The sequence below is a fragment of the Hymenobacter glacieicola genome (assembly GCF_014640315.1).
Lineage (GTDB): Bacteria > Bacteroidota > Bacteroidia > Cytophagales > Hymenobacteraceae > Hymenobacter > Hymenobacter glacieicola.
On record NZ_BMGS01000004.1, the window covers coordinates 388,991 to 402,572 of the forward strand.

Sequence of the window (13,582 nt, forward strand, 5' to 3'; positions counted from 1 at the left end):
TACCGAAAGGTGCGCGGGGCTTTTCGTTTTGGCCAGAAAACCTGACTGCTCGACCCTCTGGCGTGCGTTGGGGCAAGTGGTACGGGCGCGTGCAGGCTAGCGTTAGCTCCCGGCGGCTACTTGGCGGGCCTTGGCTTCGCTCTTCAAGGATTTTAGGCGTAGCTCCCGGGCCTTGAGTTCCTGCTTTTCGCTTTTGGCGCGAAGCTCCGCTTCCTGAGCAACTCGTTTCTGGTCGGCTACCCGTTGTTCCAACTCCCGAATCTGAGGGTCGGCAGAGCTGGTTTCATTGTTCTTGATTATGGAGCAGCTCATGCCCAAAGGCAAAAGCAGCAGAATGGCGTGTAAGCGCAGGTGTTTGGACAGCAACATAGCAGGTAATTAATTACGTGAAAGTTGCTGGTGGTACGAATATGTTTAATAAGTTGTTAAGGATGAGTTATTTATGCTGAGCTTGCTAAGCTGAAGCTTACGACTTTAATGTGGCAGCCAGGACTGCAGAATAATTGCCTGAAGTTACCGCTTGCGGCTGCGGGTTCCTTAGTAATGGGCTGGCTCAAGAATGAGGAGTAGCCGGCTCAGTGGGAACTTCTACCTGAGGTAGCAGAGTAGCAGCTTCGGGTTCCTGCGCCGCCGGAACGGCCCGGCCTTGCAAGGCCAACTGGTGGCGGTCTTCGTCAAACTCGTTTTCGCTTTTGGCAATGACCAGCGTAGCTACCCCGTTGCCGATGACGTTGGTAATGGCGCGGGCCTCCGACATAAACCGGTCTACGCCCAGCAATAGGGCCACGCCTTCCACCGGAATAACGCGGGTGGCCGCTAGGGTAGAAGCCAGCACAATAAAGCCCGAGCCCGTCACGCCGGCCGCGCCTTTGCTGGTCAGCATCAAGATGCCAATCAGGGAAATTTCCTGGGTAAGGGAGAGGTGGATAGTAAAGGCCTGGGCTAGGAAAATAGCCGCTATAGACAAGTAAATAGACGTGCCATCGAGGTTAAAGGAGTAGCCCGTAGGAATTACCAGGCCCGCTACCGAGCGGGAACAGCCGTAACGCTCCAGCTTGTCAATCATGCGCGGCAGGGCTGACTCCGAAGACGACGTGCCCAGCACCAGCAGGATTTCCTCCTTGATAAAGCCCAGAAAGCGCCACAAGCTCAGCCCGTAAAAGCGCATAATGGCGTTCAGTACCCCGAACACAAACAGGAACATGGTCAGGTACACCACCAGCATTAGCTTGCCCAGGGGTAGTAGCGCGTGCAGCCCGTACTTGCCAATGGTAAAGGCCATGCCCCCAAACGCGCCAATGGGCGCCAGCTTCATCACCAGGGCCAGCACCCCGAACAAGACGTGGGAAAGCCGGTCGAAGGTGCGCATGAGCGGCTCCCCGAACTCCCGCGGAATGCGGCTTACGGCCAGCCCGAACAGCACGGCAATCAGCAATACTTGCAGCACCTCGCCCTCGGCAAACGCCCCAACCAAGCTGTGGGGCACCATGTGCGTAAAGAAGTCAACCCAGTTCATGCCCCCGTCCGCTGTGGCCTGGGTTGTGTATTTGGAGGCTTCGGCCGCCTGCGCCGCGCTCTGCGTTACTACCGACGCCCGGGCATCGATACCCACGCCGGGCCGGGCCAGATTGGCCGCCGTAACCCCGATGATCAGGGCCAGGGTCGTGACAATTTCAAAGTAGAGCAGCGCCTTGCCGCCCACCCGGCCTACCTTCTTCAAATCACCCATTCCGCCAATGCCCAGCACCACCGTCAGGAAGATGATGGGGGCAATGAGCATCTTAATCAGGTTGATAAACGTGTCGCCGACGGGCTTGAGGGCGGCTCCGAATTGGGGGAACAGCGCCCCCACGAGTACGCCCAGGGCAATGGCCGTGAGTACCTGAAACGTAAGGTTGGATGCGAGTTTTTTCATAGGGTAAGCAGGCCGGAAGCGGCCTTTTGCTCCGGAATAAGTAAAGCCTAAGCCGGAAGGATAAGCGCCTGATGGTAAGCGGCGGGCTGGGCACCGTGACACAGTAACTCCCGAGGCAGAGCGGAACCGATGGTTCGGCTCCGGCTCTATAGCAAGGGCTTTGAGTTACTGGTTAACCGCTGCTACAAGCAAAAGGATAAAGAAAAGGGCCACCTATGCACTAGGTGGCCCTTTTTAGTTACGCGAGCAAGCCAGAGAATTAGGCTTCGTTCACCACAATTTTCTCGATGGTGTCGTTGGCCTTGATCTGGTCGATGATATCCAGGCCGTCGACCACTTTACCGAACACGGTATGGTTCCGGTCGAGGTGGGCAGTGTTCTGACGGTCGTGCACGATGAAGAACTGGGAGCCGCCCGTGTTGCGGCCGGCGTGGGCCATGCTCAGGGCGCCGCGCTCGTGGTACTGGTTGTTGCCAGTCAGCTCGCAGTCAATCTTGTAGCCGGGGCCACCGGTGCCGGGCGTGCCTTTGGCGCCGTCGCGGGAGTTGGGGCAGCCACCCTGAATCACGAAGTTGGGAATAACGCGGTGGAATTTCAGGCCGTCATAAAACCCTTTCTGGGCCAGGTCGGTGAAATTTTTCACGGTGTTGGGAGCATCCTGTTCGTAGAACTCCACTTTCATCACGCCTTTGTTGGTGTGGATTTCGGCAGTTTTCATCGGGTAAATAGTAGGTGGAATGGGCCCGTATACGCGCCTGGCGGCACGGCGGGTATGGTTTGCGGAAGTAAAGGTAGCCATTTTGGGGGCGGCTAAGCATCCAGCTACGGCTTTGGTGCGTAAGCATACCACTGGTTGCCTAGCTCAACCAGAACCCGCACTTTCCTACCTCTCCCAAACTCCTGTTTCGCGTCATATGAACAAGACTATGCGCCTTGCTACGCTCACCTTACTATCGGCGGGCATGCTGAGCTTCGGCCTCAGCAGCTGCGGCGACAACAACCAAACCACCGAAACGACCACCACTACCAACTCCATGGCTACCACCGTCGATTCGGCGGCCATGATGTCTGACTCCGCCCGCATGGGTAAGGCCGAAGGTGTCCTGGTGGACGGCGTACCGATGACGCCGGACAAAACCATCGTGCAGAATGCCGTGCAGGCCAGCAGCGTGACTACCCTGGTAAAAGCCGTGAAGGCTGCCGGCCTCGATGAAACCCTGAGCGGCACCGGCCCTTTCACCGTATTCGCGCCTACCAACGCTGCCTTCGACAAGCTGCCCAACGGCGCTTTGGCCGGCCTGATGAAGCCCGAAAGCAAAGAAAAGCTCAAGGGCGTGCTGACCTACCACGTAATTCAGGGCCGCCTGCTGGCCCAGGACCTGCGCGACGGACAGGAGCTAACCACGGTGAACGGCGAGAAAATCAAGGTTTCGGTGCAGAACGGCAAAGTAATGATCAGCAACGGCAAGGATGCCCCCGTGAGCGTGCAGACTCCTGACGTTATTTCCAGCAATGGCGTGACCCACGTCATCGACGGCGTATTGCTGCCCCTGGCCCCGGCCAGCTAGCCACTATTCTTTCCTGATTGGTTAAAAAGGCCCGGCTGCTTCAGCCGGGCTTTTTTGCGGATGGTAGTCAAGCGAAGTGATGGTTAAGCCGGTAAAAAAGGAGAACTGTCATCCTAAGCTTCACGAAGAACCTAATCACGCCAGCGTGGCCTCGAACCAACGATTCGTTCCCGCGTGATTAGGTCCTTTGCGTTGCTCAGCATGACAACAACTTTCTCACCATCTACGACCTCATAGCCCTGCGCCCTCGGTTACGCGCTCGGCAAAACCAGCCCAATCGTTTTGCTCGCCCTTGGCAACGCTGGTGGAAAGGTGGTCGTGGATGATGTTGGCGAAAGGCATGGGCACGACGCGGGTGCGGGCCTCGTCGAGAACCAGGCGCAGGTCTTTGCGAATGATGGCCGGCGGGGCGCCCACGGGCTGGTAGTGGCGCTCGGCAATGAGCTTGCCATAGCTTTTGTAGATGGGCGTGTTGAACAGGGTAGAGGTAAAGAACTCGTACACCTGCTGCCGGTCGAGGCCGCTTTTTTGGGCCAGCGTAAAGGCTTCGGCCATGGCTTCAATGGCCGCGCCCAGCATAAAGTTGCCGCAGAGCTTAACCACGGAGGCCGCGCCAGCGTCATCCCCAAAATCATGGGTGCCCTGCCCCAAGGCCTCCAGCACCGGCTTAATTTTCTCGCGGGCACTGGCTTCGCCCGCTACGGCCAGCCAGAGTTTGCCGGCCGCCGCTACATCAGGCTTGCCAAACACGGGCGTGGCTACCAGGTGGCTGCCGTGGCGGGCGTGCTCCTGGGCCAAGCGGCGGTTGGTATCGGGGGCCACGGTGCTGCACGAGGCGTGAATGGCTCCCTGGGGCAAGGCGGAGAGAAACCCATTCGGGCCGAGGCACAGCTCCTGCAGGGCGGCGTCATCGGTTACCATGGTAAACACGAACTCCGCGTCTTGCACGGCTTCAGCCGGGGTAGCCGCTATAGTGGCGCCCTGCTGCCGCAGGGGCTCGGCTTTGCTGGCGGTGCGGTTGTACACGCGCAGGCGGTGCCCGGCCTTGAGCAGGTTCGCGGCCATGGCCTGGCCCATGCTGCCCAGGCCCAGAAAGGCAATGGTATGTTGTGTCAAAGGTGTACTAGTGAAAGGTGGAGTTCTAAACCTAATCAGCCTTCTATAGGCCGAACCAGGATTCTACGCGAAGCAGCACCCCGGAGGAGGAACCCAGCTGCACTACTGCACAATTTTGCCTCCCGCCACTTACTTCCGGTTGTCGTCGCCTTCCAGCATGCTCACGTAGCTGTCGTAGCGCGGGAGGGCAATTTTGCCCTTGTCCACGGCCTCGCGCACGGCGCAACCGGGCTCGTGCAGGTGCTGGCAGTTGTGGTAGCGGCACTGGTTGAGCAGGGCGCGCATTTCGGGGAAGAAGTGGGCCAGCTCGCCCGGCTTCATATCCACCAGCCCCAGCTCCTTGATGCCGGGCGTGTCGATGAGGTAGGTGCCGGGCCGTACTTCCAGCATTTCGGCGAAGGTAGTAGTGTGCACACCCTTGTCGGAAAACTCGCTGATTTCGGCTGTTTTTAGGTCCAGGTCCGGCACCAGCACGTTGATCAGCGTGCTTTTTCCTACCCCCGAGTGGCCCGACAGCAGGGATACTTTGCCGTCCAGCAGCGCGTCAATGGCCGCTACCCCTTCGCCGGTGTGCGCCGAGCAGCGCAGGCCGGGGTAGCCTACCCGCTGGTACATCATCAGAATCTGCTCCTGATAATCAGCCAGATCTTCGTCGTAGAGGTCGGTTTTGTTGAACAGCAGCGTCACGGGGATGCTGTAGGCCTCGGCCGTCACCAGAAATCGGTCGATGAACCCGAAAGAGGTAGCCGGTGAGGCCAGCGTTACCACCAGCAAAGCCTGGTCGAGGTTGGCGGCCACAATGTGGGCGTGCTCGGCCTTGTGCACCGAGCGGCGGATAATGTAGTTGCGCCGCGGCTCAATATGATGAATCACCCCCGCACCTTCCGTCTGCTCCTCCACCGTAAAATCTACCTGGTCACCCACGGCCAGCGGGTTGCTCACTTTCAGGCCCTTGTGCTTGAATTTGCCCCGCAGCCGGCAGCGGTGCAGCTGGCCGGTAGCCGTTTCGCGCACGATATACCATGAGCCCGTAGATTTAACGATGATTCCGGTCATATTGCTAGGGTGTGGGGGAAGGAGGGTGTGAGTTTGGGAAGTGAGATGGTGAAATGGTGAGTTGATGTTTTAGCCGGCAGGTATGGGCTGCCGAACAGTACACTCGCCATTTTACTATCCCACCACTTCACTATCTAACCAGCTCATGATTTTGCCGGTGGCGCCGCTGTGGTCGTGCACGTAGTCTAGGCTCAGGTCCTGGACCGTCAGGCGGGCTTCCTCGCGGTGGTAGAGCGGCCCAAAGGCCGTGAGTAACTCATCGGCGGAGGAAATTGGGAAGGCGCACCCAAGCTCCACCAAGTCCTGAGCTTCCTGAAACTTGTAGTACGTAGGCCCAAAGAACAGTGGAAGGCCAAAAGCAGCAGCTTCCAGCGTGTTGTGCAGCCCTTTGCCAAAGGCCCCGCCAATGTAGGCGTAGTGCCCAAACCGGTACAACTGGCTGAGCAGGCCCACGTTATCCATCAGCAAAACGCGGCTTTCGGCCACGGTAGCGCCCGTAGCCTGGGAGTAGCGCACCACCCGACCGGGCAGGGCGTGCTCCACCAAGCGCAGGTTGGTTTCGCTGATTTCATGCGGGGCCACGATGAAGCGCAGCTGATCGGCGTACTGGTGCAGCAGGGGCGTAAGCGCGGGCATATCCTCGGGCCAGCTGCTGCCAATGATAAAGACTGGGGCCCAATCGTCGGTGAAGGCATCCACCAGCGGCAGGGCGCGGGGCGGGGCCGAGGCCGTGCGCACTACCGTATCGAAGCGGGTGTCGCCGGCCACGCTGGCGTGGGCTATACCGGCCCGGCGCAACAAGTCCACGGAGGCCTGATTCTGGGTAAAGATGTGAGTGAAGCGGCTGAGGATGCGGCGGAAAAAGCCTCCCCAGGGCTGGAAAAAAGCCTGTTCCGGCCGGAAAATAGCCGAAACGCAAATAGCAGGAATGCCCCGGCGCCGCAGCTCAGTCAGGAAATAATACCAGAACTCGTACTTCACAAACACGGCCAGCGTAGGGTGCACGGCGTCCAGGAAAGTGCGGGCGTGCTCGGCCGTATCTAGGGGTAGGTAAAACACGTAGGCCGCGCCGGGCCAGTTCTTGCGCACCTCGTAGCCTGAGGGCGAAAAGAACGTCAGCACGATTTTGTGGCCGGGGTGACGGGCCACGTAGGCTTCCATCAGGGGGCGGCCCTGCTCAAACTCACCCAGGGAGGCGCAGTGAAACCAAGCCAGGGGGGCCGTTTCGTGGCGCAGCGCCTCCTGAATATGCGGCAGCAAGTTGCGCCGGCCCTGCACCCACTGCGCCGCCTTCGGCACGAAGGGGGCTACCAGCCGCAGGAGCAGCGCGTACAAGGGCAGAACAATGGAATAAAGGAAAAGCAACGTCGAAAGTCAGGTGTCAAGTGAAACAGCCCCAAAATACCACAAGGAAGCTGGACAGCTCCCGCCCCGAAAAAGCAGCCAGCACTTTCTCTAAGGCCGAAACTACGGCGCCGAACTAAAAACCGCGCGCAACCTACCATACGCTAGCCGCTGCCGCGGGCTGCTGGGCGCAACCGCGCCGCAAAAGTACGGGGTTCCGGTCCGGCCGCCGCACCATAACCAAAAAAGCCCCGGCCAACGGGCCGGGGCTTTTGTTTTAACAGGGTCCGAAAACTTAGTGAGCAGACTGCTTACCAAGGTAGTTCGCCACGCCTTCGCGGGTAGCAGACATGGCTTCTTTGCCTTCTTCCCAGTTAGCAGGGCATACTTCGCCTTTTACTTCAAAGTATTGCAGGGCGTCCACCATGCGCATGGCTTCGTCGATGCTGCGGCCCAGCGGCCCATCGTTTACTACCTGGTGGCGCACAATGCCATCCTTGTCAATCAGGAACAAGCCGCGGTAGGCGAGGGGCGAGCCAACGAAGGTCATTTCGCCGGCCTCGTTGTAGTCGTAATGGCCCCCGAGCACGTCGTAGTTAGCGGCAATGGTTTTGGTAGCGTCGGCTACCAGCGGGTAGGTAACACCCTGAATGCCGCCGTTGTCGCGGGGCGTTTGCAGCCAGGCGAAGTGGGAGAAATGGGTATCGGTGGAGCAGCCTACGATGGCAACCCCCTTAGCCTCGAAATCTGCCAGGCGGTCCTGGAAGGCAATGATTTCGGTGGGGCACACGAACGTAAAGTCGGCGGGGTAGAAGTAGAAGATAACGTGCTTCTTGCCCAGGTAACGGTCGAGAGAGAAATCCTCCTCGAATTCGCCGTCAATAACGGCGGTGGCTTTGAAAGAAGGAGCGCGCTTACCTACGAGAACTGCCATGAGTTTGGTAATGAAGTGAAAAAGGGACTAGGAACTAAGAAGGGGTAGCCAAAAGCCGGAAACGAGCAGAAAAGCGCGGTAAACAGGGCGGAAAGGCTAGCTGCCGGCCACCTATTTGTTGGCCAGCTTGCTACCCGTAATGTGCAGGGAGAAGGAGTGGGGCTGAAAGTTCTGCAGGCCTTTGGCGGCGAAGAACTCACGAATCAGGGTGTCGAGCTGCGGGTCGCAGTAGTCGATAATCTCCTGCGTATCGGTACAGAACAGGTGATGATGTTCCGTGCAGTCGGCATCGTAGCGGCGGGAGGTGCCTTCGGCGGCCGCTACGCGCCGGGTCAGGCCCGCGGCCACAAAGGAATCGAGGGCTTTGTACACCGTGCCTAAGGAAATGCTCGGCTCCTGGCGCACTACCTGCCGGTGCACCTGCTCGGCGGTGGGATGGCCCGGCAGCGTAAGTAGGCTTTCCAGAATCACGAGGCGCTGGCGGGTAGCCCGCAGGCCAGCCTGGGACAGTCGGGCCCGGAGGTGTGCCGCGTCGGGAGAAGGGGAAAAATGATCAGTAGAGAGAGCCACCAGACAAGAATAATTCTCCGCAAAGATACGCGTATAAGGTGCAGCAGGACAAAATTGTTTCCAGCGGGCAAGGTTTCCCTGGCCCATTGTGAGGTAGGCGGCTTATGGAGGGTTTCTAAATCAGCGCTCTAGAAACGAGCAGGTCAGCCTTTTTCAGTGTGCCAGCACGTGCCGCCGGCAGCGGCCCGCTAGCATGCTGCCGCTTATTACCAGGCAACAAGTCAGACTTGCTAGAGCAGCCGATCCGGCACGTTTTCGGGTGCCCGGCACACAAACTGAAAGGTTTGGCGGGTGCGCTGCTCCAGCAGTAGCTCCTGCCCTTCCGTGAGGCGCCGGATACTGGCCGCATCGTAGTTCTTGATGGTGTAAAGCTCCAGCCCGGTGTTATAGTGAATGGTAAATTGCCCGCGTAGGGTTTCCAGCAGCTTTTCCAGCCGGTAAGCCGAGAAATCGGTGCATACAGAAAAGCTGATGGCCGAGTTCTGCATCAGGTGAATTTTAAGCCGCACGTGGGCCAGGGCCCCAAAAATTACCTCCAGGTTTTCCTCGGAAATGAAGGTCAGATCCTTCGACTCAAAGGAAATCAGGCACTGGCTGGTTTTGCGGATAAAGGCCGGGGCCAGCAGTCCGTGGCGGCAGTCATGAATGCGCGTACCCTCGGCCGCTGGGTCCAGAAACGACTTTACCAGCAGCGGAATCCTGCGCACGGCCAGGGGCTTAATGGTTTTGGGGTGAATGACGGAAGCCCCGTAGTACGCCATTTCAATGGTTTCCTGGTAGCTAACCTCGGGGTAGCGTACCGTATCGGCGAAGATTTTCGGGTCGGCGTTAAGCAAACCAGCCACATCCTTCCAAATCGTCACCGACTCGGCCCCGAGGCAATACGCGAAGATGGCGGCCGTGTAGTCGGAGCCTTCCCGGCCCAGAGTGGTAGTGTAGCCGCTGGCCGTGCCGCCCAAAAAACCCTGCGTTACTACCGGTCCGCGGCTTAGCGCCTCGGGTAGGGTGGCCCGCAGGTTGCGCTCCGTGGTCGGCCAGTCAACGCGGCCTTCCCGCCAAGTGTGGTCCGTGCGCAACAGGGGGCGGCAGTCGAGCCAATGCGCGCCCAAGGCCTGGGCTACAATCAGCGTCGCCAGCAACTCTCCAAAGCTCACTATCTGGTCGTACTGCTTGTCGAATTCCCCTGCAGTAAGGGTCGACAGCTTATCCTGCACTTGTTCCAGTAAGTTAGTTAGGGTAGGCGGGCCTTCAAGCGGATCATCTGCCCCCCCGGTTACCGCCAGTTCCTGCGCTACCCGCTGATGAAAGTCGCAGATGGCGGCCAGTGGCTCGGAGTAGTCCTGCCCGGCCTGCGCCAATTGATACACTTCTTCCAGAGCATTAGTGGTTTTGCCCATGGCCGAAACCACGATGAGCAGTTGGCTGCTGCTGCCGTGTTCCTGCACGATGCGGACCAGGTTGCGAATGGCCGCGGCATCCTTCACGGAGGCGCCGCCGAACTTGAAAATCCGAAGAGGAAGCGGGTACTGCATGAGCCAAATGTAGGGCCAAGCGTCGTTTTGCCTAGTAAAACCAGAAAATTGCACGTGGAGAAGGGGCGCGAAAACCTGGTAGCGAAATTTCGCTCAGGCTACTTCGGCAAATTGGTTAATTTTGGCCTTTCCCACCCGCATCCTTTTTCCACCCCATGACAAACCACGACAAGCTGGCCCTGCCCGTTGGCACCACCCTGGACCGCTTCATCATGCGCAAGCAGGAAGATTTTCCGTATGCCACCGGCGAGCTTTCCCAGCTGCTGCGCGATATAGCCCTGGCCGCGAAGATTGTAAACCGGGAAATCAACCGCTCGGGCCTGATTGATATAGCCGGGGCCTATGGTAACCGCAACGTGCAAGGCGAAGACCAGCAAAAGCTCGACGTTATTGCCAATATCCGCTTTATCCGGGCTCTGCGCAACGGCGGCGAGGTGTGCACCATCATTTCGGAGGAAGACGATGAGATGATTCAGACCGGCAACATGCAGGGTAAGTACGTGGTAGCCATTGACCCCCTGGACGGTTCCTCGAATATTGATGTCAACGTATCCATCGGTACCATCTTCAGCATTTACCGCCGCGTGTCACCCACCGGCAACGACGGAACGCACCAGGACTGCCTCCAAACTGGCACCCACCAGGTAGCGGCCGGCTACGTGATTTACGGCTCCAGTACCATGCTCGTGTACACCACCGGCAACGGCGTAAACGGCTTCACCTATGAGCCTTCCCTGGGCGAGTTCTTCCTCTCGCACCCCAACATTCAGACGCCTAAATCGGGGGCCATCTACTCCGTTAACGAAGGAGTATCCGAGTCGTTTTCGGAGGGTATGAAGGGCTTTGTAGCCTACTGCAAGGATCAGAATTACTCGGCCCGCTACATTGGCTCCCTGGTGGCTGACTTTCACCGGAATCTGCTGAAGGGTGGCATTTACATGTATCCTACCTCCAAGAAAGCCCCTAATGGTAAGTTGCGCCTCATGTATGAGTGTAACCCCTTGGCCTTCATTGTGGAGCAGGCCGGCGGTAAGTCCAGCAACGGCCGCCGCCGAACCCTGGAGATTGAGCCCCACGACCTACACGAGCGGTGCCCTTTGTTTATTGGCTCCTCAGAAATGGTAGAGAAAGTAGAGGAGTTTCTGGCCCCCGAATTCGCCAACGATGCCGTTCTTAAGGCGTAGCCGGTCATAAACCAACTACATAGAAAAGGCCGCTCAGCTTCCTGAGCGGCCTTTTCTATGTAATCAACAAAAAAGCTATTCGGCTTTCTTCTTGCTGGTCTTTTTGGCGGGCTTGGTTTCACCGGCTTCCGGGTTGCCAGCCGCGTTGGTTTCTTCGGCGGCTGGGATAATACCGGCCGTGCTCATGGCCTCGTCAGCAGTGGGCTCAGCCTCGGTCTTTTTAGTAGCCTTCTGAGCTGGTGTGGGCTGCTCGGCAGTGGTTGCCTCCAGGGCTGCGGTTTCTTCCTCAGCAGGCGCTTGGTACTCAAGGCGCTTACTAATGGTGTTGTACCACTGCACCAGCTTCTTGATGTCCGACATGTACACCCGGTCCCGGTCGTAGTCAGGAATAATCTCGCCCATGAAGGCCGTCAGGTCCCGGTCGTCCGACTTATGGGTCAGGGCCAGCTCGGCGCCGTGCTTCTGGTGGATGCGGTCAAACACCTCCGACAGGGGCACCGTCTGGTCGTAGTCCTGGGTATAAATGGAAATTTCCTGGAGCAGCGACACCTTGTTGCGGGCGGAGGCCACCGAGCGGGTGCCTTTCTCGTCGAGGGCTTCAATGATAACGCCTGCGCGGGTTGGTTTCACGAGGCGGTACAGACCGGGCATTCCGCTGATGGCGGCAACTTCCTTCAGGTCGTAGGGCATAAGAAAAAGCAGTTATTGGAAAGTGCGAAGTTACTCAGTTGCGGCAGCTTGGCCGGGCGCGGGCAGCTTAAAGGTGATAGGCAGGCTGGTCAGAATGGCGTAATCGGGCTTGTTGAACTTCAGCAGGCGTACCACCCGTAGGGCTTCTTCCCCGCAGCCACCACCAATGTTCTTCACTAGCTTAATCCCCGACATGGTGCCGTCGGTATTCAGCGTGAAGCTCACAATGCACTGGCCCTGAATGCGGTTACGCCGGGCCATGATGGGGTATTTCAACTCCTTTTCGATGAAGGCATACATGGCCTCCTGTCCGCCCTGGTAGTACTCCGCTACCGGAATGGCCTTAGGCGCATGTGCCGGGGCTGTTTGAGCAGGCGCGTCGGTGGGAGCGGCGGCAGCCTCAGGAACCGGGCCATCGGTTTTGATCTTTACTTTGGTTTTCTGAGCCACAGCCGCGGTAGAACAAGCCAGCAGGCCCATACCCAGCAGGATGGTGAATTTTTTCATGGAATAAGCGAAGAAAGACAGAAAATGCCCAGTGGTAGAGCCCGGCCGCAACCAGGCAATTACGGGGCCAATTTACGCATTATCGGCCTCTTGCGCGAGCTGTTGATTTACGTCGGCAATAAACTGTAGAATCTCTTCCCGCCCCGTCTTATCCTCGGCTGAGGTGATAAAATGCCGGGGTACTTCATCCCAGCTTTGCTGCATAGTCTGCAGGTAGGTTACGACGTTTTGCTGCGTGCGCGAGCCGGATTGTTTGTCGGCCTTCGTAAATACCATCACGAAGGGGATTCCCTCGGCTCCGAGCTGCTCCATAAATTCCAGATCAACTGCCTGAGGAGAATGGCGGGAGTCTAGCAGCACAAATACGCAGGCCAGATTTTCTCTTTTGCGTAAATAATAATTAATCATTCGGCCCCATTTCACCCGCGAATCTTTGCTTACGCGAGCGTAACCATAGCCGGGTAAATCAACCAAATACCAATTATTATTTATAAGAAAGTGATTGATTAATTGCGTCTTGCCTGGTAGCGAAGACGTTTTTGCCAAACCTTTCTGCCCCGTCAGCATATTAATCAGGGAAGACTTGCCCACGTTGGAGCGGCCAATAAAGGCATACTCCGGGAGCGTAGGGGGCGGACAATCCTCAAGACGAGAATTGCTCATCAGAAATTTTGCTTCCTGGATATTCATAGGTAAATGGTCAGCAGAAATACAAAGGTAGATATTCAGCGGGTACCGGATGAATTCATAATTTTTTGGAGAAAAACCTTGTAGTTTAAGTAGTCAGACTATATTTGTGCGGTCAGTAGCGACCAAAGGTGAAGTATGGAATTAGGATTCTTTACCTCTTTTAGCCTTCATTTTCAAGTATTTTGAAGAATTGGATGCGGCTAAGGTCGTATTATAAAATTTCTATCTTTGCCCGCCGTTTGTCAAGCGCAAAGGCAATATGTCCGGGTAAATTGGCAAGACTGATGGTGCTTATCTCACATCAGTCGCGCTTTTTTGCCGCACCTGCCTCAACCCTAAGGCAGGTTTTCAGTATAAGAGGCAACTCTTGAAAAACTGCCTGCACAGCCGGTGTATGGCATTTCTCAACTCCTCCTTTGCAACTCCTTATTTCCCTAAACCCTCCAACAATGGACAATTTAGTCAGAAGGTTATTG

Annotated in this window: 14 protein-coding genes; 2 read left to right on the forward strand and 12 right to left on the reverse strand. The window is 57.4% G+C overall.

Going from position 1 to position 13,582, the window contains the following annotated elements; genetic code table 11:
* Positions 1–102 precede the first annotated feature (102 nt).
* The 3 genes from IEW18_RS09590 to IEW18_RS09600 form a co-directional block, all read right to left on the reverse strand.
* On the reverse strand, positions 103–369 hold the full coding sequence (locus IEW18_RS09590) for a hypothetical protein (RefSeq protein ID WP_188557616.1): 267 nt from the start codon (positions 367–369) through the stop codon (positions 103–105).
* Positions 370–553: 184 nt separating this feature from the next.
* On the reverse strand, positions 554–1,915 hold the full coding sequence (locus tag IEW18_RS09595; RefSeq protein WP_188557617.1) for a dicarboxylate/amino acid:cation symporter: 1,362 nt from the start codon (positions 1,913–1,915) through the stop codon (positions 554–556).
* A 259-nt stretch (positions 1,916–2,174) separates the two neighbouring features.
* Entirely contained in the window at positions 2,175–2,633 is a 459-nt protein-coding gene (locus IEW18_RS09600) for a peptidylprolyl isomerase (RefSeq protein ID WP_188557618.1), read from the reverse strand.
* A gap of 196 nt (positions 2,634–2,829) precedes the next feature.
* Between IEW18_RS09600 and IEW18_RS09605 the strand changes: the two genes are divergently transcribed.
* Positions 2,830–3,483, forward strand: a complete 654-nt coding sequence (locus tag IEW18_RS09605; RefSeq protein WP_188557619.1) for a fasciclin domain-containing protein — start codon at positions 2,830–2,832, stop codon at positions 3,481–3,483.
* A gap of 231 nt (positions 3,484–3,714) precedes the next feature.
* Here the strand turns inward: IEW18_RS09605 and IEW18_RS09610 are convergent, their stop codons facing one another.
* The 6 genes from IEW18_RS09610 to IEW18_RS09635 form a co-directional block, all read right to left on the reverse strand.
* Positions 3,715–4,638, reverse strand: coding sequence for an NAD(P)-dependent oxidoreductase (locus IEW18_RS09610; protein WP_373285718.1), 924 nt, complete (start codon positions 4,636–4,638; stop codon positions 3,715–3,717).
* Between the two features lie 90 nt (positions 4,639–4,728).
* Entirely contained in the window at positions 4,729–5,655 is a 927-nt protein-coding gene (gene rsgA / locus IEW18_RS09615; protein WP_188557620.1) for a ribosome small subunit-dependent GTPase A, read from the reverse strand.
* Between the two features lie 114 nt (positions 5,656–5,769).
* On the reverse strand, positions 5,770–6,990 hold the full coding sequence (locus tag IEW18_RS09620) for a 3-deoxy-D-manno-octulosonic acid transferase (RefSeq protein WP_229728675.1): 1,221 nt from the start codon (positions 6,988–6,990) through the stop codon (positions 5,770–5,772).
* A gap of 304 nt (positions 6,991–7,294) precedes the next feature.
* Positions 7,295–7,933 (reverse strand): peroxiredoxin, encoded by a 639-nt coding sequence (locus tag IEW18_RS09625; protein ID WP_188557622.1) that lies wholly within the window; start codon positions 7,931–7,933, stop codon positions 7,295–7,297.
* Positions 7,934–8,044: 111 nt separating this feature from the next.
* Complete coding sequence (locus IEW18_RS09630) at positions 8,045–8,503, reverse strand: Fur family transcriptional regulator (RefSeq protein WP_188557623.1); 459 nt, start codon at positions 8,501–8,503, stop codon at positions 8,045–8,047.
* A 230-nt stretch (positions 8,504–8,733) separates the two neighbouring features.
* Positions 8,734–10,035, reverse strand: a complete 1,302-nt coding sequence (locus IEW18_RS09635; RefSeq protein ID WP_188557624.1) for an aspartate kinase — start codon at positions 10,033–10,035, stop codon at positions 8,734–8,736.
* Between the two features lie 155 nt (positions 10,036–10,190).
* On the opposite strand from IEW18_RS09635, the gene fbp reads away from it, so the two are divergent.
* The gene (gene fbp / locus IEW18_RS09640) at positions 10,191–11,219 is read left to right on the forward strand and encodes a class 1 fructose-bisphosphatase (RefSeq protein WP_188557625.1); all 1,029 of its coding nucleotides are present in this window, start codon (positions 10,191–10,193) and stop codon (positions 11,217–11,219) included.
* 75 nt (positions 11,220–11,294) lie between these two features.
* Here fbp and IEW18_RS09645 read toward each other — a convergent pair whose 3' ends face one another.
* The 3 genes from IEW18_RS09645 to yihA all read right to left on the reverse strand — a co-directional run bounded on the left by IEW18_RS09645 (position 11,295) and on the right by yihA (position 13,106).
* The gene (locus IEW18_RS09645; protein WP_188557626.1) at positions 11,295–11,909 is read right to left on the reverse strand and encodes a DUF5606 family protein; all 615 of its coding nucleotides are present in this window, start codon (positions 11,907–11,909) and stop codon (positions 11,295–11,297) included.
* A gap of 30 nt (positions 11,910–11,939) precedes the next feature.
* On the reverse strand, positions 11,940–12,416 hold the full coding sequence (locus IEW18_RS09650) for an energy transducer TonB (RefSeq protein ID WP_188557627.1): 477 nt from the start codon (positions 12,414–12,416) through the stop codon (positions 11,940–11,942).
* A gap of 72 nt (positions 12,417–12,488) precedes the next feature.
* A complete protein-coding gene (gene yihA / locus IEW18_RS09655) occupies positions 12,489–13,106 on the reverse strand; it encodes a ribosome biogenesis GTP-binding protein YihA/YsxC (RefSeq protein ID WP_188557628.1) in 618 nt (205 codons plus the stop codon).
* Positions 13,107–13,582 lie beyond the last annotated feature (476 nt).